Source organism: Methanoculleus methanifontis (assembly GCF_030464365.1).
In the GTDB taxonomy this organism is placed as follows: domain Archaea; phylum Halobacteriota; class Methanomicrobia; order Methanomicrobiales; family Methanoculleaceae; genus Methanoculleus; species Methanoculleus methanifontis.
Map to the genome: position 1 here is coordinate 64,192 of NZ_VCYI01000008.1, position 20,339 is coordinate 84,530.

Annotated in this window: 18 protein-coding genes and 1 pseudogene; 10 read left to right on the forward strand and 9 right to left on the reverse strand. The window is 61.0% G+C overall.

Annotation, left to right across the window (positions count from 1 at the left end; translation table 11 throughout):
* Nucleotides 1-21 precede the first annotated feature (21 nt).
* Together FGW20_RS07340 and FGW20_RS07345 are read right to left on the reverse strand one after the other, a co-directional pair.
* Nucleotides 22-738 carry a metallophosphoesterase gene (locus tag FGW20_RS07340; protein ID WP_301677438.1) on the reverse strand — a complete coding sequence of 239 codons (717 nt, stop codon included), beginning with the start codon at nt 736-738 and terminating at the stop codon, nt 22-24.
* Nucleotides 735-3,353, reverse strand: a complete 2,619-nt coding sequence (locus FGW20_RS07345) for an ATP-dependent helicase (RefSeq protein WP_301677439.1) — start codon at nt 3,351-3,353, stop codon at nt 735-737. The genes FGW20_RS07340 and FGW20_RS07345 overlap by 4 nt, the downstream gene beginning before the upstream one ends.
* A 541-nt stretch (nt 3,354-3,894) precedes the next feature.
* On the opposite strand from FGW20_RS07345, the gene hxlB reads away from it, so the two are divergent.
* The 4 genes from hxlB to FGW20_RS07365 all read left to right on the forward strand — a co-directional run bounded on the left by hxlB (nt 3,895) and on the right by FGW20_RS07365 (nt 7,647).
* Nucleotides 3,895-4,494, forward strand: a complete 600-nt coding sequence (gene hxlB, locus FGW20_RS07350) for a 6-phospho-3-hexuloisomerase (RefSeq protein WP_301677440.1) — start codon at nt 3,895-3,897, stop codon at nt 4,492-4,494.
* Between the two features lie 5 nt (nt 4,495-4,499).
* On the forward strand, nt 4,500-5,606 hold the full coding sequence (locus FGW20_RS07355) for a pyridoxal phosphate-dependent aminotransferase (protein WP_301677441.1): 1,107 nt from the start codon (nt 4,500-4,502) through the stop codon (nt 5,604-5,606).
* 7 nt (nt 5,607-5,613) lie between these two features.
* The gene (locus FGW20_RS07360) at nt 5,614-6,651 is read left to right on the forward strand and encodes a M42 family metallopeptidase (RefSeq protein WP_301677442.1); all 1,038 of its coding nucleotides are present in this window, start codon (nt 5,614-5,616) and stop codon (nt 6,649-6,651) included.
* A gap of 447 nt (nt 6,652-7,098) precedes the next feature.
* Nucleotides 7,099-7,647, forward strand: a complete 549-nt coding sequence (locus FGW20_RS07365) for a DUF421 domain-containing protein (protein WP_301677443.1) — start codon at nt 7,099-7,101, stop codon at nt 7,645-7,647.
* Between the two features lie 250 nt (nt 7,648-7,897).
* Here FGW20_RS07365 and FGW20_RS07370 read toward each other — a convergent pair whose 3' ends face one another.
* Complete coding sequence (locus FGW20_RS07370) at nt 7,898-8,125, reverse strand: ferredoxin (protein ID WP_301677444.1); 228 nt, start codon at nt 8,123-8,125, stop codon at nt 7,898-7,900.
* A gap of 127 nt (nt 8,126-8,252) precedes the next feature.
* On the opposite strand from FGW20_RS07370, the gene FGW20_RS07375 reads away from it, so the two are divergent.
* Complete coding sequence (locus FGW20_RS07375; protein WP_301677445.1) at nt 8,253-8,582, forward strand: DMT family transporter; 330 nt, start codon at nt 8,253-8,255, stop codon at nt 8,580-8,582.
* 23 nt (nt 8,583-8,605) lie between these two features.
* Here the strand turns inward: FGW20_RS07375 and FGW20_RS07380 are convergent, their stop codons facing one another.
* The 4 genes and pseudogenes from FGW20_RS07380 to FGW20_RS07395 form a co-directional block, all read right to left on the reverse strand.
* Nucleotides 8,606-9,202 (reverse strand): HD domain-containing protein, encoded by a 597-nt coding sequence (locus tag FGW20_RS07380; protein ID WP_301677446.1) that lies wholly within the window; start codon nt 9,200-9,202, stop codon nt 8,606-8,608.
* 187 nt (nt 9,203-9,389) lie between these two features.
* Nucleotides 9,390-10,481: pseudogene (locus tag FGW20_RS07385) on the reverse strand (RNA-guided endonuclease InsQ/TnpB family protein).
* 213 nt (nt 10,482-10,694) lie between these two features.
* A complete protein-coding gene (locus FGW20_RS07390; protein WP_301677447.1) occupies nt 10,695-11,807 on the reverse strand; it encodes a Fic family protein in 1,113 nt (370 codons plus the stop codon).
* Nucleotides 11,808-12,488: 681 nt separating this feature from the next.
* Nucleotides 12,489-13,178: a class I SAM-dependent methyltransferase gene (locus FGW20_RS07395; RefSeq protein WP_301677448.1), complete on the reverse strand. Its 690-nt coding sequence runs from the start codon at nt 13,176-13,178 to the stop codon at nt 12,489-12,491.
* Between the two features lie 138 nt (nt 13,179-13,316).
* Between FGW20_RS07395 and FGW20_RS07400 the strand changes: the two genes are divergently transcribed.
* From FGW20_RS07400 to tsaA, 5 genes are all read left to right on the forward strand, one after another.
* Nucleotides 13,317-13,760: a formylmethanofuran dehydrogenase subunit E family protein gene (locus FGW20_RS07400; RefSeq protein WP_301677449.1), complete on the forward strand. Its 444-nt coding sequence runs from the start codon at nt 13,317-13,319 to the stop codon at nt 13,758-13,760.
* Nucleotides 13,761-13,766: 6 nt separating this feature from the next.
* A complete protein-coding gene (locus FGW20_RS07405) occupies nt 13,767-14,516 on the forward strand; it encodes a metal ABC transporter ATP-binding protein (RefSeq protein ID WP_301677450.1) in 750 nt (249 codons plus the stop codon).
* Complete coding sequence (locus FGW20_RS07410; protein WP_301677451.1) at nt 14,509-15,339, forward strand: metal ABC transporter permease; 831 nt, start codon at nt 14,509-14,511, stop codon at nt 15,337-15,339. The genes FGW20_RS07405 and FGW20_RS07410 overlap by 8 nt, the downstream gene beginning before the upstream one ends.
* 25 nt (nt 15,340-15,364) lie before the next feature.
* Nucleotides 15,365-16,348: a metal ABC transporter substrate-binding protein gene (locus tag FGW20_RS07415; protein WP_301677452.1), complete on the forward strand. Its 984-nt coding sequence runs from the start codon at nt 15,365-15,367 to the stop codon at nt 16,346-16,348.
* Nucleotides 16,349-16,490: 142 nt separating this feature from the next.
* Nucleotides 16,491-16,895: a tRNA (N6-threonylcarbamoyladenosine(37)-N6)-methyltransferase TrmO gene (gene tsaA / locus FGW20_RS07420; RefSeq protein WP_301677453.1), complete on the forward strand. Its 405-nt coding sequence runs from the start codon at nt 16,491-16,493 to the stop codon at nt 16,893-16,895.
* A 102-nt stretch (nt 16,896-16,997) separates the two neighbouring features.
* Here tsaA and FGW20_RS07425 read toward each other — a convergent pair whose 3' ends face one another.
* Together FGW20_RS07425 and FGW20_RS07430 are read right to left on the reverse strand one after the other, a co-directional pair.
* The gene (locus FGW20_RS07425; RefSeq protein ID WP_301677454.1) at nt 16,998-18,923 is read right to left on the reverse strand and encodes a heavy metal translocating P-type ATPase; all 1,926 of its coding nucleotides are present in this window, start codon (nt 18,921-18,923) and stop codon (nt 16,998-17,000) included.
* Between the two features lie 524 nt (nt 18,924-19,447).
* Nucleotides 19,448-20,293 carry a class I SAM-dependent methyltransferase gene (locus FGW20_RS07430; protein ID WP_301677455.1) on the reverse strand — a complete coding sequence of 282 codons (846 nt, stop codon included), beginning with the start codon at nt 20,291-20,293 and terminating at the stop codon, nt 19,448-19,450.
* Nucleotides 20,294-20,339 lie beyond the last annotated feature (46 nt).

The following is a 20,339-nucleotide window of genomic DNA, read 5'->3' on the forward strand; positions in this document are numbered from 1 at the left end:
CCCGGTTCTGACGGCGTAGTCTTATGCAAACCGCCGGATGCCCGCGAGCGGTGGGAGGACCACCGCCTCGCCGTCGACCTCCACCACCGGCTGGAGGCTGCCCGCATCCACGCGATGGAGGATGGGCGAGAGGAAGTCCCGGCCCCGCGCGTAGTTCACCACGACGCCGGGGGAGAGCGGATTGAAGGCCGGCATCACGATGAGGTCTTTTCCCCGAACCACCCTCTCGCCATAGAGGAAGCAGGGGAACCGGGCCATATCGATCTCGATCGCCGGGTGGTCGTGACCGATGATCAGCGTCCCGTGGTCGTCGACCTCCCGGTCGCCGTGGACCACCGTGTAGCCGCCGCGGTCGTAGCGGTCGACCGTCCCCCCCGCGACCGAGGGAAGCATGGTATCGTGCGATCCCGTGACGAGGACGACCTCGCATTCGGCCCGGAGGGTCGCGAGGATCCTCGAGAACGCCTCCTTCGTCTCCCGGCTCACCCGGTCGAAGGCATGGAAGATGTCCCCGTCGAGGACGAAGACCGCCGGTTCGAACCGGTCGAGGATCGTCTCGAACCGCTCGATGAGCGTCTCCTCCTCGTGGAGCGGGAAGTGGAGCCCCTGCCGGTAGAGCGCCTCCGCAAGCCCGATATGGACGTCGGAGACGACGCAGAGAGACTGCTCCCTGACATAAAACGCTCCCTTATAAAAACCGAACCGGGAGAGGAGGTCGGCCTCCGTGACCGGGTTCATGCCGCCGCCTCCCCCCCGATGCTGCTCATCACCCGGCGCTGGAACTCGCGGAGCATCGAGAGTTTGTCCTGTGTGTAGACCGCGTCGGAGACGCCGAGCGTCGCGATCCCGAACGCGAGCGGGCTCGGGGACGGCGCGCGGGTCAGGACGACCTCGATCTCGCCGGCACCGATCCCGTCGACGATCCGCCGGATGTTCTCCGCCTCGAACCGGTCATCGATCACCTCCCGGTAGGTCTCCCGCATCACGGCGAAGTTGTCGAGCCGTTTTGCAAACGATATCAGCATATCAGCGCTCACCTGCTGGCGCCGGGCGCTCCTTCGCCGCCCCATGTAGTTACGGAGGATCATGAACGACCGGGCCGCGTTGATCCGGAAGACCCTCTTCAAGAGCTGGGTCTCCCCGATGGCCTCCTCGAGGATCGCGTTGCACTCGTCGGCCCGGATGCCCCGGAGGATGCGTGCGGGGTCGGCCCGCTTCTCGAGCGGGATCGAGACCAGGAACCCCGTATCACTGATCCCGACCGAGACGTTCGTCGTGATGTCCCGCGCGATCGTGAAGGCGACGATCCGGGAGAACCCGTCGTTGAACCGCAGCCCGTAGTTGGTCATGAAGTAGTAGAGCCGGCGGTGGTTCTCTTGATCGACCTGCTCTTCGACGACGATCCGCTGCAGTGTCGGGACGGCTTCGTCGCCCATATAGAGCACCTGCTGCTCGAAGATCGCGCAGATGCTCCGGGCGCTGTTCTCGTCGATGGGGTAGTCGGCGAGGAGGTCCTCGACGATCTCTTCTGTTCCGGTCGTCTCCATTGCGCGAAGCATCATCTCCTTGAACCTGAGGACGTGCAGGCCGAGGTCGAACGAGAGCGGGAGTTTCTCCGAGAACCAGCTCGGGATCGTCGGCCGGTCGGTCGTCGGGTCGACGTAGAGTTTCCCGCCCCGGCGGTAGGCGAACCGGTAGCGCCGCCCGCCGAGGACGAAGACGTCGCCCTTGTTCATCCGTTCCAGATACTTCTCGTCCAGGTTTCCGGCAAAGACCCCGTCCCGGGTGAGGACGTCGCAGGAGAACTCGTCCGGGATCGTCCCGGAGTTGAGGAAGTAGATCATCCGGGCGTTCCGCCCCCGTTTTCGCACCGTCCCGGTCTCCTCGTCGTGCCAGATCTTGGCGTAGATCCGCCGCTCTTCGAGCCCCGCGTACTCCCCGGCGAGATAGCGGACGACGCTCATCAGGTCTTCCTCCTCGAGGTCGCGGTAGCAGTACGACCGGCGGATCACCTCAAGCATTCCATCGATCCGCGTCTCTCCATCGAGCGCCATCCCGAAGACGTGCTGCGCGAGAACGTCCAGGCAGTTCTCCGGGATATGAATCCTGTCCACAAACCCGTTCTGCCCCTCCCGGAGCATCACCGCGCATTCCACGAGTTCGTCGCGGTCGAGGACGACGATCCGCCCCTTCACCACCTCGCCGAGGCGGTGGCCGGCACGCCCGACCCGCTGGAGGAGCGCCGCGACGGATTTCGGGGAGCCCACCTGGAGGACGAGGTCGACATGCGGCATGTCGACCCCGAGTTCGAGCGACGTCGAGGTCGTCACCACCTTCACCCTCCCGGACTTGAGCCGCTCCTCGACGGAGAGCCGCCCGTCCGTCCCCATCGAGCCGTGGTGGCAGCCCGTGTTCTCCTCCGTATACCATTCGGGGTAGCGGACGCGGAGGTTGTGGAGGATCCGTTCGGCGCCGTTTCGGGTGTTCGTGAAGACGAGCGTGTTGCTGTGCTCCTGGACGAGACGGTGGATCGTCGCGTACAGGTGCCGCGCGAGATCTTCGGGGGTGGTGTCGATCAGGTCGGGAACCGGGCAGAGGAGCTGTAAGTCGAACTCCCGCGCGAACCGGGTATCGACGATCTCCACCTCGCGCCCGGCGCCGACCAGGAACCGGCCGACCTCGGCGAGGGGCTCGATCGTCGCCGAGCACCCGATCCGGGTAAAGCCGCCGCCCGCTTCCTTCACCAGTTCCTCGAGCCGCTCGAGGCTCACCGAGAGGTGGACGCCGCGTTTTGAGCCCGCGAGGGAGTGGATCTCGTCGACGACGACCCACCGGACCGTCCGGAGGCTTTCGCGGAACTTCGGGGAGTTTAAGAGAATCCCGAGAGTCTCGGGGGTGATGTTGAGGATGTGCGGGGGTTTTCGCGCCATCTTCGCCTTATCTGCCCGCGAGACGTCCCCGTGTCGGATGGCGTGGCGGAGCGGCGTGTGGTCGATCCCGCGCTCGCGGGCGACTTCCGCGACTCCCTCGATCGGTTGGCTGAGGTTCTTGTGGATGTCGTTTGCAAGCGACTTGAGCGGCGAGATGTAGAGGCAGTAGACGCTGTCTTCGAGTTCTCCCGCCTGTGCCCGGACGAAGAGGTCGTCGATGATCGCAAGAAACGCCGAGAGGGTCTTTCCCGACCCGGTCGGCGAACAGATGAGGACGTTCTTTCTCTCGTGGATGAGCGGAACCGCCATCCGTTGCGGCGGGGTGAACCGCCCGTCCAGTCTTCGTATGCACCATTCCCGTACGTTCTCATCGAGGAGATCAAGGATCTCCTCATCCAAATGCCCTTCCGGACGCTTTTCCATCCTGTTACCTCTTGTCGTCCCTTGGGTCCCGCTGTGCGCCCTCCCGCATATGGATGCGGGGAACGGCAGGCCCGCGTAATCCTTGATCCGCTCCTTGTCCGGGAGAATTTACCGACATCGTCGCCCTATGGCGCCGAAGTGGGGGAATTGTGCTGCAGAACTGAGTTCTGATAGCCGTAATGCCCCTGTTGCGGCCGGAGCATTGTGCCGAATTTTGTATGTATTTTGCCATCATCCGAAATAGCCTTTTGCGTCTTTGAGGGCGATCGGTCGGGACGGATGGATGACATTTGGTGGGTTTGTTGCGCTCGTATTGTGATTGGGGCTTAATTTTTGCAGTACGGGATCTCCGTCGGCCGGCCGGTCGCGAACCGCGACCCCTTTGCCCTGGGATGATGCATTTTGCCGCCATTTTCGGCAATGATCGCCCCCCTTCTCTCCCGGTTTCCGACAGACCCCGGGGGAAGAGAGTGGTCACTCCGTCAGGAGCGGCTGGGATATTCTAATGTATGATCTGGTAAAACCTAACAGCGGAACTACGATGACAAATCACCCGGTTAAAAACATGATGCGGTTGATGGCGACCAAGATCAGGACGATCGCGGACGTGATGTCCGACGACGAGATCGATGCATTCCTCGCCGAGATCCTGAACGCAAACCGCATCTACACCATGGGCGCCGGGCGCTCCGGGCTTGTAGCGAAATCATTTGCCATGCGCCTGATGCACCTCGGGCTCTCCGCGTTCGTCGTCGGAGAGACCGTGACCCCGGCCATGAAGCCGGGAGACGTCATTATTGTCTTCTCCGGATCCGGCGCGACCAAGACGGTTGCGGATATCTCCGAGACCGCAAAGGAGATCGGCGGGAGGATCTGCCTCATCACGTCGAAGAGGGACTCGAGGATCGGCCGTATCGCCGACTGCATCGTCATCATCGAGAGCCAGCGGGATAAGGTGGCCGACGAGTCTGCGGAGTTCGAGATCCGGCAGATGATGGGCGAACACAAATCGTTTGCACCGCTCGGCACCATCTTCGAAACGACCGCGATGGTCTTTGCGGACGCGATCATCTCCCGGCTGATGGAGATCACCCAGTGCCGGCCCGAGGACCTCCAGTGCCGCCACGCGAACATTGAGTGAGTATTATGAACAAACATAAGTACGCCGACCGGGTCAGTGGGGTGGAGATGTCGGGCATCCGCAAGCTCTTCGAAGCCGGAGGGCCGGATGCAATCAACCTCGGCATCGGGCAGCCGGACTTCGATACGCCCGACCACATCAAGATGGCCGGGATCGGCGCTATCAGGGAGGGGAGAACCGGCTACACCCCGAATTCCGGGATACCGGAACTCCGGGAGGCTATCTGCGCAAAACTCGCGCGCGAAAACAGCCTCACCTGCCGGCCGGAGCAGGTTCTGGTCACGGCGGGGGGGAGCGAGGCGCTCCACCTCGTGATGGAGGCGCTCGTCGACCCGGGCGACCGCGTCCTCTTCACCGATCCGGGGTTCGTCTCCTACGCCGCCCTTGCGACCATTGCCGGCGGAAAGCCCGAGGGCGTCGGGCTCGACGCGACCTTGCACATCGACGTCGAGCAGGCAAAGGAGCAAATGGACGGTGCACGTGTCTTCGTCCTGAACTCTCCCGCGAACCCGACCGGTGCGGTCGAGAGCGAGGAGTCGATCCGCGCTCTTGTGGAGTATGCGAACGATCGTAACGTCACCGTCGTCTCCGACGAGGTCTACGAGCACTTCATCTACGAGAAAAAGCACGTCAGCGCGGCCCGGTTCGGCGAGGACGTCATCACCGTCAACGCCGCGAGCAAGACCTACGCCATGACCGGCTGGCGGGTCGGCTACCTTGCGGCACCCGAGGACTACATCCCGGAGTTCCTCAAGGTGCACCAGTACGCCCAGGCGTGCGCGACCTCGATATCGCAGTATGCCGCGCTCGCCGCATACACCGGCGACCAGGAGCCGGTCGTGCGGATGCGTAACGAGTACCGCGCCAGGCGCGACCTCCTCTACGACGGGCTGACCGGTCTTGGGTTCGACTTTCCCCGGCCGGAAGGCGCGTTCTATATGTTCGTCCCGATGGGGCGAAACCTTATCGAGAAGGCCATCGATGCGGGCGTCATCATCGTGCCGGGTTCGGCATTCGGCACGAGGGCGCCCGAATATGCACGCTTCAGCTACGCGACCTCCCGGGAGAACCTCTCCCGTGCGGTCGGGCGGCTCGGGGAACTGATGGGGTGAGAGAAGAATGGTGAAAGAGTTACTCAGGAAGTTATCCGACGCCCACGGCGTCTCGAGCAGTGAAGGAAGCATCAGGGATATCGTCAGGGCGGAGCTTGCAGGAGTGGTCGACGAGTTCCGTGAGGACACGATGGGGAACCTGGTTGCCGTGAAACGCGGCGGCGACTTCTCCATTATGATTGCCGCCCACATGGACGAGATCGGCCTGATGGTGCAGTACATCGACGAGAAGGGGTTCATCCGGGTCGTCCCCATCGGGGGCTGGTACGGGCCGGTGCTCTACTGCCAGCGGGTGATCCTGCACGGGAAGAACGGCCCGGTCATGGGCGTCCTCGGCGCAAAGCCTCCCCATGTCATGAAGGAGGATGAGCGCAAAAAAGAGATCAAGATCGAGAATATGTTCGTCGACGTGGGCGCGACGAGCGAGGAGGAGGTGAAGAACCTCGGGATCGAGATCGGCACCCCGATCACCATCGACCGCGAGTTCACGGAACTTGCCGGCACCCGCATCACAGGGAAAGCGCTCGATAACCGGGTCGGTGTCGCGATGCTCATCCGGGCGCTGCAGCAGGCGGACTCCCCGCACACGATCTACGGCGTCTTCACCGTCCAGGAGGAGCTGGGGCTCAAAGGCGCGAAGGTGAGCGCCTACTCCTTAAACCCCGACTGCGCGATCGCGACCGACGTCACCATCCCCGGCGACCACCCGGGGATCGAGAAGAAGGACGCGAGCGTCGAGATGGGCAAGGGCCCGGTCCTGGTTCTCGTCAGCGCGAGCGGGCGCGGGCTGATGGCCGATCCGCGGATGACCGCATGGCTCCGCGAGACCGCGGAGAAGAACGATATCCCCTGCCAGATCGAGGTCGGCACCGGCGGCAATACCGACGCGACGATCATCCACCTGGAGCGGGGCGGTATCCCGAGCATCCCGCTCTCGATCGCCGCCCGCTACATCCACTCCCCGGTCGAGGTGGTCGATGCCGCCGACGTCGAGGCGGGGATCCGGCTCCTCGTCGAGGCGCTGAAGGGCAAACCCGCGTTCTGAATAACCCTCTTTTTTTGCTCTGGAGAATTCCTCCCGTTAGAGATCATACTGCTGTCTCCCTCGTCAGCAACAACGCAATCGAAATAAGGAAGTATCATGTTACAGTGGATCGTGGGACCATCGCCGTGGGGGGTGGGGACAGGGGAGGGGGGCATGCCCCCTCCCCGTCAGCCTCTCCCCCAAATGGCGATATCCCTTGAAATCCGTGTCAGCGTGACTGCAGAAAATTACCAGATACAAAGAGTGTGAGCACCGTTTGGTGCGACTCGCGCAAACGTTCTGGAAAATCGGTCTATGCGTCCACTGCAATCGTGACAAGGCTCGATCTGCAGAGCAGAGTCTGTTCCAGGGACGATTCCCCCAGAAAAAGGAGTTTCAACAAACCCTCTTTTGATATTTCCCTACACGGAAAGGGTTAATGTATCCTCCGTGCAGAGCGGCTCCAGTATGACCGACGGTGTGTCCGGATTCCTGCAGGAGATCTTCTTCGGTGACCCTGCCTTTCTGGTGCGGGTCCTGATCGTCGGGGTATGCGCGTATGTGGCCCTTGTGATCATCGTCCGCCTCTCGGGGAAGCGGACGCTCTCGTCGATGAACGCCTTCGACTTCATCGTGAACGTGGCCGTCGGCTCGATCCTTGCCTCGACGATCGTCTCAAGGGATGTCTCGCTTGCAGAGGGTGTCCTCGCCCTCGGCATCCTGGTCGTGCTGCAATACGCCGTCTCCTGGTCGTCCGTCCGGTCGGAGAGGGTGCAGAAGGCAGTGAAGTCGGAGCCCCGCCTCCTCTTTTATGACGCGGAGTTCCTGCACGACGCGATGCGGCGGGATCGGATCGTCGAGAGCGAGATCCGGCAGGCGTTGCGGTCGGAGGGTGTCGCATCCCTCGAGAGCGTGCACTCGATCGTCCTCGAGACGAACGGGAACTTCTCGATTCTGACGAAGAGCCAGAGCGACGGCACGGGAGCGCTCGTCGATGTGGCAGGACTACCCCGGTGAGTCTGAAGAATTGGTGTGCCCGGGAGGCGGGATCGTGTCCGGGGTGCTCTTCGGTCCATGGGTGCAGCGTTTTGGTGTTCTCAGGCCTTAACCGCCTGGGCCTGTGAACGGCTGCATCATGGTGAGGCACCTTCTGGTTGATTCCTCTCCCAGGCAAACCGCCTCATAGCTCTCGAAGATTATAGTTCTTGTCCAGCCATGAGAATAACAATTGTTCGGCGCCGATACCCGTGTCGCCGCCCGGAACGCCTCATTCTTCGACGATGATGACCGCGACCGGGCACGCGTCGGCGGCTTCCACAGCGCAGTCGACGAGGTCGTCGGGCACCTCGCCCTCCGCGGGGTTGCCGCTGACCCGGTACTTCTCCGTGATCGAGCTCAGGCCGTCGTTTGGATCCTCTTCAAAGACGTCCGGGCAGAGTGTCCAGCACGATTCGCAGCTGGTGCATCCCTCCCTGTCGATGGTAACTTTCACCACTCTCTATACCTCCTTTGGATTTCCGGGAGGGCATTCTTCCATGTTAAACGTGACGGATGCGGGTGGTCCGTATGGTTTTCCGGTCGGACAAAGTATAACGTTTTCCGGACCAAATAAAAGAGGAATCATGCAAAATACAGCCTGGATAACCCTGTTCTTTGCCGGGCTCCTGGAGACCGGCTGGGCGCTCGGCCTCAAGTATACCGAAGGGTTCACAAAGGTCTGGCCGTCGGTGGCGACCCTCGCTGTCATGGCCGGGAGCATCTACCTCCTCTCGCGCTCGCTCTCCGGCCTTCCGCTCGGGACAGCGTATGCCGTCTGGACGGGCATCGGGGCGGTCGGAACGGTCATCGCCGGGATCGTGCTCTTCGGCGAATCAAGGAGCGTCCTCCGCCTCCTCTGTATCCTCCTGATCGTATCGGGGATCGTGGGGCTGCGGTTCTGTTCCGATGCGTGAGGGTGCCGGGGGTATTCCCTCTATTACACATCCTGGAGGATTCGGCCACCCATCTCGCCGTCCAGTGCATCGAGAAACGCCACGAGATGTGCGTGTCTCTCTTCGGCGATCCTCCGGCCGGTCCTTGTGTACATGCGGTCTCTGAGGTTCAGCAGTTTGTCATGGAAGTGAGCGGTCGCATCCGCAATGCCCCGTCCCTGCTCCCCGGCCTGCATGAACGTCCTCGCGATCCCGACCGCGCCCATCGCGTCGAGGTTGTCCGCGTCGGAGAGCACCCGGGCCTCCAGGGTTCCGGGGGCGATGCCCGAGGAGTACCGGTGCGCACGGATGGCGTGGACGATGCCCGGGATGCAATCCTCGGGGTAGCGGGCGGAGCGGAGGTAGGACTCCGCCATCCGCGCTCCTTCTTCCTCGTGGGGAACGCCTGTCTCCTCTTCAAGGGGGCGGGCGATGTCGTGGAAGAGGGCGGCCGGGATGAGGATCGCTATATCCGCTCCCTCCCGGGCGCCGATCGTCTCGCAGAGGCGCACGACCCTCCCGGTGTGGTCGAACCCGTGCGCCCCCGATTCCGGGAGCGCTGCTCTGGCGTGGTCGAGCATCGCGGCCGTCTCTTCATGCATGGTAAATCTCTATCTTCCGGGATCGAAAAGATTCGCTTTCGGTCTTCCCGTTGCCACGCTCATGCCGCCATCCCCGCGCCGCAGACCCCGGTTCCGGCGGCCGGCCGTTGTGCGTCGCCGGTGTCCCACAAATTCCGTTGTGGATCGTGACTGCTCCCCCGACTGAAGTCGGGGGCATCTTGGGATATCACCCCTGAGATTGCAGTCCCAATCTCATAATATTGATCGCCGCGTTCTGGTCGCGATCCATCACCAACCCGCAATGCGGGCAGGAATGGACGCGATCGGAAAGTGTCTTGGCGACGATCATCCCACATCTGGAGCATATCTGCGAGGTGTTTCTGGGGTTGACCAGGATCACGCGTGAGCCAGCATCCTCCGCTTTGCTCTCCGTGATCGTGATGAACATATTCCAGGCAACATCTGCAATGCTTTTTGCCAGATGGTGGTTCTTCTGCATATTTGTGATATTCAGATCCTCGAACACAATCGTACCGAACCGATCCACCAGCTAACGGGAGGTCTGGTGAGCAAAATTGAGCCGTCTGTTGGCAATCCGTTCGTGAACGTGCGCGACGATCTTCCGGGCCTTCTTCCGTTCAGGAGTGCCCTTCTCTGCCTTCGAGAGTTTCCTCTGCGCCCTGGCGAGATCTTTCTCGTCGGTACGGAAGAACCGGGGATTCTCGATCTTCTCTCCGTTCGAGAGAGTGGCGAAGGATTCCAGACCCACATCGATCCCGACGACCGACTCTTTCTGTGGGAGGGGAGGGGGATCGTACTCAACCGAGAAACAGGCATACCACTTTCCAGTCGAAGACCGCCGGATCGTGAGGGTCTTGATCGTCCCTTCAACCGGACGGTGGAGGACGACCCTCACGTCTCCGATCTTCGAGAGGTGGAGGCGATCCCCGTCAAGTTTGAACCCGGACTGTTTGTACGTGATACTATCGTATCGTCCCTTCCCCTTGAACCGAGGATATCCGGGGGTCTCCCCTGCTTTTACGCGCCTGAAAAACGATTTGAAGGCAAGATCCACTCGAACCTGAACGTTCTGGAGGACCTGAGAATGAACCCGATTCAGATCGGATCGTTGCTTCTTCCACTGTGTCAGGATCTTGTTGGTTTCGTAGAGAGAGAGAGAATGCTGCTCCTGCTCCCAGGCGTTCTTTCGCAATGCGAGCGTATCGTTATAGACCCACCGACAGATCTCAAGCGTCTGCTCAAGCAGAGTCGTCTGAGACTTTGAGGGATAGAGTCGATACCGACATGCCTTACGCATTATAGTCTTATACGCCACGGTGCGTAATATGATTATCGATGGACGGCATTCATCCCCCCACTAAAGTGGGGGGCCTTCTGCCTGTTTTCTTCGTAAATGACCCACAACCGCCTCCGTGACGTGTTTGTGTATATCCCGGTACTCGCAAGATATTTTGTGTGTATCAGATCGGGGTTTTAATACACGCAAATGTGTTTGCAGATACCAGAGCACTCACAACCGGTCTCCCTCGGTGATGGCGACCAGGTGCGGGAAGATGTAGATGCTCGCTTTTCTTCCCCTTCCCTTCTGCACCAGCTGGATGATGTCGCTCTCCTCCAGATCCCTGAGGATCTTTGCCCCGCTCTCTTTCGGAATCGCCGACAGGTCGTAAAACTCGGACGAACTGAAGATCGGTGTCTTGAAGATGGCATCGATCGCGGTGATCGTGTACTGCGAGCGGGTCACCTCCGGCACCGTCCGTTTCATCTCGTCGTAGAGATCGAGGATTGCCTTTGCTTTCCGGCCGTTTGCGCCCGCCTGCTCCTCGATAGCGTGGAGGAAGAACTTGATCCAGCCGTTCCAGTCCCCGTCCCCCGAGATCGCGAGCAGCCGCTCGTAGTAGACCGGCCGGTTCCGCTCGAGGTAGGCGCTGATATAGAACATGGGGCTTGCAATCAGCCCTTTCTCGTACATGATCAGCGGGACGAGCATCCTCCCGATACGCCCGTTGCCGTCGCAGAACGGGTGGATGAGTTCGAACTGCGCCTTCAGGACGGAGAGCTGGACGAGGATATCTTTCTCCTCCTCATTGCGCAGGTAGGCCTCCCAGTCCGCGAGCGCCCCGGGAAGATCCGCCGGCGCCGGCGGGACGAAGATCGCGTGCTCGATATGCGCATCCCGCCCGATGAAGTTCTGGATCGTGCGGATGCACCCCGGCTCCCGGTCCATGCCCCGGCTGCCGGCCAGGAGAACCCGGTGCAGGTCGCAGACGAGGCCGGTATCCAGTCGCCGAGCCTTGAGGGCGTCGACCGCAACGGTGAGTGCCTCCCGGTAGTTGATGATCTCCTGGATGTCGGCAAGGGCCCTGTCGTTGATCCGCTCCCGCGGGTTCGCCTCAAACCGCAGGACGTCCTCGAGCGACGCCTGCGTCCCCTCGATCCTCGAGGAGAGCACCGCCTCCTGTGTCAGGAGCGGCGAGAGCAGGAGTTCGGGGTTGGGGATCGCCTGGAGGATGCCGTCGTAGCGGGCGAGAGCGCGGTTCGCCGACGCTATCTGCGGGATATGAGCCTCCCAGTCGATGCCGGCCGGGGGCAGCGGCTCCGGCACGTAGGGTGCAGCCATCATGCCGCTTCTCCCTCCTTACGGACAGTCTTGAACCCCTTGAGAACAGGGAAACCGGCGATGTGCCGGGGATCCTTCATATAACTATCCGATGGTGCGGAGGAGTATTAACGTTGATTGTTTTCGACTGCGGCGGTTGCTCCGGCGGCCGGCCCGTACGAGGGGTGCAGAGAGCCCGATGCGGCCGCGCTCCCCGGGCGTTGTCAAGGGAAGTGCAGCCATTCCTGCACGGTTATTACCATTTCACAACCGATACACAAATAGTAATATTTTTATTTATTAAAGTAATACTTATGTCAGAGGGTTGATGCACCCTCTGAATATTTCGGACAGCATGTATCTATCGCCTCAACTCATGTCCGTCCCGGCGTTCCACTGCACGTCCAATCCAAATCTCCTTTTTCTTTCCCGGAGGCAGTCACGGGACGGCACCCTATTGTCTGGGGTCCAGTGCACGACTGCTTCCGGTTGCACGGCCGGAAAAGATGGGAGTCGTATCCGGGCAGACGGTTGAATGATTGGACAGCGGTGCTTTCCCGCTTTCTTGTATCACGGACAAATCCGGGGCCACGGCAGGAGGCATGCACCTGTCAGGCCCGGGATTGTACGGCGGCCTCTGCCTGTGGCATGCAAGTGTCCGCGGGCACGGGCGGGAAATGCAGAAGGATGGGAGGTTATCTCCCATCAAACCCCCTCAGGTTCTCCTGCAAACCCCACCACCAGGCCTACGAAGCCTGAGGTGAACGGCACAATCGCATGGCCGAACCCCGACTCCACCAGCATCTCCCGGAACTCTGATACCGTGGTGAACGTAGACATGTGCTTCTCCCGCTGTGCCACCATTCCCCGGATGACGTCGCCGGGAACTCCCTGCTGTTCCATGCCCCGGCACCAGATCTCCCTCTGCATCTGCTCCTCCCGGTCGTCTCCGGCCCGGAAGATGTCCCCGCAGATGAACCGGCCTCCCGGCGAAAGCGCCTGCAAGGCCCGGCGGGCGACCATAACCCGGTCCTCCTTTGAGACGTGGTGGAGGCAGAGGGAGGTGACGATCACATCGTAGCGATCGGTCGGCCATGCATCCCGCAGATCCTGTGCAAGAAACTCGACCCCGGCAAGATCGGGTTTTGCCGCTGCCGTCTTCAGCATCTCCGGGGAGAGGTCGATCCCGGTTATCTCCGCGTCGGGATACTCTTCCTGAACCATCGTGGTGAGGATCCCGGTCCCGCAGCCAAGTTCAAGAATCCGCCGTGGGTGGGGAGGCAGGTAATCGATGATGGTGGCAAGGAGGAGAGGCTGGCCGGGAACAATGGCCCTGACGAGATGGTCGTAATCCTCCGCATCCATGACTCCATGGATCTGGTGCGTTTCGGTCATCCTTCACCAGCCGTCCTGTATGATCGTTCCGGGTTGTACATTGGAAAAACACCTGACCTTGATGAGAAATAGCGACGCTTATTTCATACGTAGTCTGAATAAACAATTATTAAATATTATCTTTACAGACGATACTCCATGGATGCAGAGACCCACCGCCATTGCAAATACTATAATATCAAAAATGACTTCTCCGTAGCCGACCTTGCCGCGTTCCACGGTCACCTGGGGCCTTATATCGTCCTTGGGTACCGGATCGGAAAGTATGTACGAGGTACCTTCTGTGACGATCCGTTCCGGATGAAAGCCGAGATCCGCTGTGCCGGGGTGCCCCCGCAGTCCTGCCTGGCAGACGGCGTCCAGCTCGGGAGCGGGTGTACGCTTGGGAAGCGAAACATCGAGATCATCTCTTCGGAGACCGTCAGCTGCACCTTTGAAGCCGACGGGAGACGGATCGCCGTCACTCCGCGCCCGTTCCCCCTCCCCGGGCGGGATATGGACTACGAGGCCGCGATCGAAGCCGTGGCCGAGGAGATGTACTATATGCGCGACGATGAACTCTTCGAACTCTCCTCGTCCTGAAGGGCCATGACTTCACCGGAGCCTGTCATCAGGCTTGAAAACGTGTATACCGCTTACGAAGGGGCGGACCGCCCCACCCTGCAGGACATCTCCCTCTCGGTAGGGAAGGGCGAGTTCGTGGTGATAGGCGGCCCGAACGGGGCCGGGAAGACCACGCTGCTCGAAACCATCAACGGGATGCTCCCCATCACCCACGGGAAGGCCGTCGTGTGCGGGCAGAACGTACGGGGAGACGGGGTGCGGGTGCGGTGCCGGGTCGGCTACCTCCTCCAGAACTTCGCCTTCGACCCGCTCACGCCGTTCACGGTCGAGGAGGTCGTCCTGATGGGACGCTACGGCACGATAGGACTCTTCCGGAAACCAGGCAAGGAGGACTACGCAGCGGTGCAACAAGCCCTGCACCTGCTTGGCATCGAGGACCTCGCCTCCCGCCCCATCGGACAGCTCTCCGGCGGACAGCAGCAGAAGGTGCTCATGGCCCAGAACCTGGCCCGCAACCCTGAAATTCTCCTCCTGGACGAGCCCTTCTCCAACCTGGACATGTTCGCCCGGGAGGAGATCAACCGCCTCCTCGCCCGCCTGGTCGGGAGCGGGATAACGGTGCTGATCGTATCGCATGCCTTCGATGACCTGCCCGAGAGGCAGGTGCGGGTCGTGGTGATGCAGGAGGGGAAGATCGTGGTCAGCCGGGAGTGTTCGCCGGGAGAGGTAGAGCAGGTCGTCCGGAATGCCGGAAAGGGGCCCTCGCATGCTTGAGTTCATCATTTCAAACAACATCGTCTGCCATGCTGTGGAGGCCATGCTCTTTGCCTCCGTCGCCTGCGCCATCCTCAGCGTGATCATTACCCAGGTGCAGATCTCCTCCATCGGGTTTACGATGGCTCATGCCGCCTTTGCCGGTGCGGCGGTGGGAATGTTCCTCTCCCTCAATCCGACCGTCTGCTCCATCGTGGCCGGCGTCAGCGTCGCCTTCCTTATCGGCCCGCTCTCGGATAAGGCCCGGCTCTCTCCCGATACGTCGCTCGGGCTGCTGTTCGGGATCTGCATGGCCGTGGCCATCTTCTTCATCGCCTACATGCAGACCCTCGGGCAGGGGTTCTCCGCCATGGGCCTCCTCTTCGGGGACGTCATCTCCCTCTACCGCGAAGAGGTATACCTCCTCGCAGTCATCTGCATCGTTGCGATCGCCTTTATCGTCGTCCTCTACAAGGAGATCACCGCGATCATCTTTGACCGGAGGATCGCGGAGTCGGTCGGGATCCGGGTGAAACCGGTTTATTACGCGATGCTCTTTGTCATTGCGCTCACCGTCGCCCTCTGCCTCCCCATCATCGGGGGCCTCCTCCTCTACGTCTGGCTGGTCACCCCGGCAGCAATCGCCCTTCAGTTCTGCAGCCGACTGTCCGCGATGTTCGTGGCCGCCCCGACGGTAGCCGCGGTGATCAGCGTATCCGGCGCCCTTGCCGGGCTTGAATATTCCCTTCCGGTCGCTCCCCTGACCGCCGTTCTCTTCTCCGTCGTCTTCATCGCCGCGGTGCTCCTCTCACCCCGGCGGCGCATTACGTTTCGAAAAACTTAAGACTTTTGTAACAACTATTCTCATCATGAAACCTATTCGTATCATCTTTTTCCTGATTGCTCTGGCACTTGTAGCATCCGGAGCGAATGCCCTCAGCGTGGTCTCCACCACCACCGTTCTCTGGGACCCCATCCAGCACATCGGCGGGGAGAAGATCGAAGCCATCTACATCGCCGATCCTACCATCTGCCCGCACATGCAGGCGGACATCATCCCGAACCGTATCCAGCTGCAGAGGGAGTTCATCCGTGATGCCGACCTCTTCGTTGCCCACAACGGGTCGGTCGATCAGTCCTATGTGATGCCGTATGTTGCCGACTTCATGACTGCCAACAACTACGGCACGGTTGAGTGGGTGACCCTCGCGGATCCCGCCATGATCTGGAACACCCCGTCGGGGGCAACAGACCTCTCCCGCGAGGTGGCGGGATGGCTGATCGCTGCAGACCCGGCTAACCGGACGTACTACGAGGCGCGGCTGGACGAGTACCTTGCGGAGATCGACGCCGCGAATCTCACCTCGGAGGAGCGGGAGGCGATCCCCGGGCAGGATGTCGTGGTGATGGTATGGCAGCAGGACGCAGCGGTCGGCTGGCTCGGGCTGAACCAGGTCTCGATCTTTGCACCGGAGTTCTACCAGGGTGGAAAATTCACTCCGCGAGCCGTTGTCGACGATATCCAGAAGAATCCCGAAAAATACCGGGACGTGAAGTACGTCATCGAGAACATGCAGTCGGGAGAGCTGGCAAAGGGTCTTGAGGAAGCTCTCATCGACGCGGGGATACCCGTAGAGCGGGTCATCTTCACCAACTTCCCCAAGTCGCTCCCGGGCGTCGACTCGCTCCCCGACGTCATCCGCTACAACAAGGGCCTGGTCACCCCGGCGCAGGGTGCATCGGCAGCGAAAGCGACCAAACCGGCCGCGACTGCCGCCCCGCTCCCCGGAATTCTTGTCGTTGCGGCAGTCCTCGGGGGCGGCGCCCTTGTACTGCTCGCCCGCAGGCGGTAGGAATCACCTTCACCACCACTTTTTGATCCTGGAGAAAAAACATGGAACAACTGACTGAGATCACGAAGATCGATGTACTGCTGTCGGATTTCCAGTGTCGCGGGTGTACCCGCCCGGGCATCACTGCCGGGCGGGGGAGCCCATGAACGTCGACCTGGCCCCAATCGGATACGTCTCTTCGCCGTATAAAAAGAAGGAGGACGCCCCGCGGCAGGGCAGGCTGACCGATACCGAGGCTGAGATCGTCATCGACGAACGGTACCTTCCCGGCCTTTTCAGGATAGATGAGAAGAAGCACCTCTTCGTGCTCTGCTGGTTTGATCGGTCCGACCGGACCGTCCTCCGGGTGACGCCCCCGCACAACCCGGTGGAGCATGGCGTCTTTGCGACCCGCTCTCCCAACCGGCCGAACCCGATCAGCCTCTCGCTCGTCGATGTCCTCGAGATCCAGGGCGGGAGGATCCGGGTCAGGGGGTTGGAAGCTCTCGACGGGACGCCGGTCCTCGATATCAAACCCTACTCGGAAGAGATCGACTGCCCGAAGTGATGGGATAGGGCCGTTTCGTCCCAGCATTTTTGCCGGGGGATTCCCCCGGCACGTTTTAAGACTTCCCGATCCCGCGAAGCAACCTGAAAAATGAACCGGTTGTCACTTCAGCCCGATCAACCGTGCCGAGTTGGCAATCACCGGAATTGAAGAGAGTTCGTGCAGGAGCGCCCCGGTCACTGGCGTGAGTATGTTGAAGACAGTAAGGCACACGGCAAGGAGAAGGACTCCAACGGCAAAGATGAGGTTCTGCCGGATGGTCCGGAGGGTTTTTTGTGATGTGCCGATGAGATGCGGGAGTTTGAGGAGCTCGTCTGATAACAGTACCACATCCGCGGTCTCGATGGCGACGTCCGTGCCGGCATTCCCCATCGCCACACCCACGTCGGCGGTCGCGAGCGCCGGCCCGTCGTTCACCCCGTCGCCGACAAATGCCACCCGGTGCCCTGCTTCCTGAAATCGCTTCACAACTCCGACCTTCTCCTCCGGCATCATCTCGGTGTGTGTCTCGGAGATCCCGGTTACTTCTGCAATCTTGTCGGCTGCTCCCCGGTTGTCGCCCGTTACGATGACCGTTCTGATGCCTGCCTGGTTGAGGGCGGCAACGGCCTCCTGTGCATGCTCCCGGAGCGTGTCCTCAAAGACCAGGAGGCCGCTTACCTCATGGTCAATCATCACGACGATGGCACTCTTCCCCTCGCGGGTTCTTGCACTGGTTTCCCGGAGAGTGATCTCGGGAAGGGCGATCCCCATATCCGAAAAGAGTTTCGGGCGCCCGAGCATGACCGTCCGCCCCTCGATTCCGGCCTTCACGCCGAGCCCCGTCAATAACTCGCAGGATTCGGGGTCCGGGACGGCGATCTCCCGCTCGGCGGCAGCCCGCACGATCGCCCTGCCTATCGGATGCTCGCTGAACTTCTCGGCGGACGCGGCATATCCTATCAGGCTGGTCTCGAGTACGTCATCGAAGGGAACTGCATCGACGAGCCGCAGTTCCCCGAGCGTGAGTGTTCCGGTCTTGTCGAAGATCACCGTATCGACCTGCGCCAGCGTCTCCACGGTTGCCCCCTTCTTCACGAGGCTACCCCTGAGCGCAGCATTCCCTATGGAGGCGACGAGTGCCGTCGGTGTCGCGAGGACGATCACGCACGGGCAGAAGACGATAAGCATGGTGATCGCCTGCAGGACGTTCCCGCTCCACCACCACAGCAGCAGTCCCAGGATAATAGCGGCCGGCGTGTACAGCTTTGCGTAGCGATCGAGCACCCGCTCGACGGGCGCTTTCTCTTCCTGGGCGTCCACAACGAGCCTGCGGATCTGGCCGAGCGTGGTCTCGGTCCCGACCCGGGTCGCACGGACTTCGATCGCTCCGTTTTCGTTGAGGGTGCCGGCGAAGACGGTATCTCCTTTCTGCTTCTCCACCGGCACGCTCTCCCCGGTGATCGCCGACTGGTTGATGGCAGCCGCCCCAAACAGGATCTCCCCGTCGACAGCGATCCGTTCTCCTGAACGCACGATAAGAAGATCACCGATAACCAGCTCGTCAGTGGGAAGGGAAAGGTCTTTGCCGTTGCGCCGGACGGTCACCCGGTCGGGCAGCAGCCGGGCAAGTGCGTCCAGGGCCCGGTCGGCGCGGGCAGCGACGAGTTCTTCAAGCATCCCGCCAAGAAGGAGGAGCACGGCGACAACGGCAGCAGCGGAGTACTCCCCGATCGCAATTGCTGCGGCTGTTGCAAGGGAGACCGGGATGTCGGCGGTGAAATCGCCTTCGCGGATCCCCTGGACGGCGCTGTACCAGATGAACGAAGATCCCACCAGAGCGGCTGCAAGGTATATCCAATCGAGGTAGGCTTCCGAGGCAGCATCGGTAAAGAGACCGGAGACCTGGTATAGGACAGCAATCAACAGGAGGATGCCGCTAGCAAGCGTGAAGATCGTGCCGGGAGCGAGCAGGAATTCTCTATAGTCCCGGAGAAGAGACCGGGAGGCGGCGATCAATGGTCCAAAAGAATCGTGAGTCACGTCCATTCTCGAATCACCTTACATAAGATACCGGAGAAAGGGCCTGTTGGGCGGAAAGGACAGAGGCGTCCGCCCGCAATTCCCCTTTCAAGTATTAAATTTTTTAATTGAACTCATACTTAATCTTATTTATTTACTTTATTTCTCATACTTTCGAAGGCGGACCAATCCAGCTGCATCGCCGGAGCCCCGGCTTTCTGCTGCACGGTAATCGCTCTTCAACCTCGGGCGTGACCCCGGGTATCGAGTCGCGCGAAAAACATCCGCTCCCGGCAGCATCCAGACCCGCGTGAATGCGGGCATGTCATCAAGCCTCCGGCGCACCAGGGTCTTCGAACCTTGCGAAGACATCACCTCCGTGGCCGAAACGCCCCGGAAGGGCACCTCCCGGCATCCCGGTCGGCGGAACGGGACCGTTGACGGTGCATTCCTCGTCGATCGCAATTTTCTTCGGATAGAGAGCGCAATCGTTGCAGGCCGGCATAAAAATCTCTTTCCCGCTCATGAGATCGCAGGTTCTTCCGGCCGGGCTACGAATTCGCCTTCTCCCACCAGATCTTCACCCTGGTCGAATCCCCGGGCACGACGACGGTATCCCCTTCGGGTCTGACATACCATTCCAGACACTGCCTGAGCACCTCTTTTTGCTCTCCGGTCACGGCGAAGCACCTCGGCGCGAAGTAGTCGACCGCCTCATCGAGGTCGGCAAACCGGTTGATGTGCCGGAGGGGGGACGTCTCGATGTTCGGATAGATGTCCATCGAGTACAGCACGTTGTAGAGGATGTCGCACTTGGGGGAGGAGACATACGGCGAGCCGTGGAGATGCGGCCAGAGTTCCCGCGACATCGCATCCCACGATGTCTCACCGACAAACCAGTAGATGTAGACGTACCGGGAGGACGCCTCTTCCAGCTTCCTGACGGCCTCTTCGATATCGGGGACGTCGAGAGAATACGACGCGAAGACGACATCGTACGGCGGGCTGAGATCGTCTGCCACGCTGACGTCTTCCCACCGTTTCGGCACTACATCGATGTTGCCGATCCGTTTCGCTGCTAGCTCCTCATCGAACACCGATCGCATCCCCTCCGAGGGTTCGACCGCCGTAACGTGATTTACCTGCCTGGCTATGGGGATGGCAAGGGTTCCCGGCCCCGCCCCGACGTCGAGCACCCGTGACGAAGGGATTAAGGGCATGTCTCTGAGGGTCTTTTCGACCCGCTCCCCGTTGTTCTCCTGGGCCATCCTGTAAAACCTGCGGGCCGCGTCTTTTGCGTCCCAGAAACTTGCGTCTGTTGAATTTCGGTTCGCCTCGTGGTGCTGCTTCCGCTGTTCTCTCCATATGGTATTCCAGTCTATCGAGTGTGTTTTCATGTGCATTCTCCTTGTAAACCGGATGTTTGCGGGCTATCGTCGCTCT

Excerpts from the sequence above, each read along its gene's own strand:
- FGW20_RS07340 (WP_301677438.1), bottom strand. The coding sequence starts at position 738 with ATGAACCCGGTCACGGAGGCCGACCTCCTCTCCCGGTTCGGTTTTTAT.
- FGW20_RS07345 (WP_301677439.1), bottom strand. The coding sequence starts at position 3,353 with ATGGAAAAGCGTCCGGAAGGGCATTTGGATGAGGAGATCCTTGATCTC.
- hxlB (WP_301677440.1), top strand. The coding sequence starts at position 3,895 with ATGACAAATCACCCGGTTAAAAACATGATGCGGTTGATGGCGACCAAG.
- FGW20_RS07355 (WP_301677441.1), top strand. The coding sequence starts at position 4,500 with ATGAACAAACATAAGTACGCCGACCGGGTCAGTGGGGTGGAGATGTCG.
- FGW20_RS07360 (WP_301677442.1), top strand. The coding sequence starts at position 5,614 with ATGGTGAAAGAGTTACTCAGGAAGTTATCCGACGCCCACGGCGTCTCG.
- FGW20_RS07365 (WP_301677443.1), top strand. The coding sequence starts at position 7,099 with ATGACCGACGGTGTGTCCGGATTCCTGCAGGAGATCTTCTTCGGTGAC.
- FGW20_RS07375 (WP_301677445.1), top strand. The coding sequence starts at position 8,253 with ATGCAAAATACAGCCTGGATAACCCTGTTCTTTGCCGGGCTCCTGGAG.
- FGW20_RS07380 (WP_301677446.1), bottom strand. The coding sequence starts at position 9,202 with ATGCATGAAGAGACGGCCGCGATGCTCGACCACGCCAGAGCAGCGCTC.
- FGW20_RS07390 (WP_301677447.1), bottom strand. The coding sequence starts at position 11,807 with ATGATGGCTGCACCCTACGTGCCGGAGCCGCTGCCCCCGGCCGGCATC.
- FGW20_RS07395 (WP_301677448.1), bottom strand. The coding sequence starts at position 13,178 with ATGACCGAAACGCACCAGATCCATGGAGTCATGGATGCGGAGGATTAC.
- FGW20_RS07400 (WP_301677449.1), top strand. The coding sequence starts at position 13,317 with ATGGATGCAGAGACCCACCGCCATTGCAAATACTATAATATCAAAAAT.
- FGW20_RS07405 (WP_301677450.1), top strand. The coding sequence starts at position 13,767 with ATGACTTCACCGGAGCCTGTCATCAGGCTTGAAAACGTGTATACCGCT.
- FGW20_RS07410 (WP_301677451.1), top strand. The coding sequence starts at position 14,509 with ATGCTTGAGTTCATCATTTCAAACAACATCGTCTGCCATGCTGTGGAG.
- FGW20_RS07415 (WP_301677452.1), top strand. The coding sequence starts at position 15,365 with ATGAAACCTATTCGTATCATCTTTTTCCTGATTGCTCTGGCACTTGTA.
- tsaA (WP_301677453.1), top strand. The coding sequence starts at position 16,491 with ATGAACGTCGACCTGGCCCCAATCGGATACGTCTCTTCGCCGTATAAA.
- FGW20_RS07425 (WP_301677454.1), bottom strand. The coding sequence starts at position 18,923 with ATGGACGTGACTCACGATTCTTTTGGACCATTGATCGCCGCCTCCCGG.
- FGW20_RS07430 (WP_301677455.1), bottom strand. The coding sequence starts at position 20,293 with ATGAAAACACACTCGATAGACTGGAATACCATATGGAGAGAACAGCGG.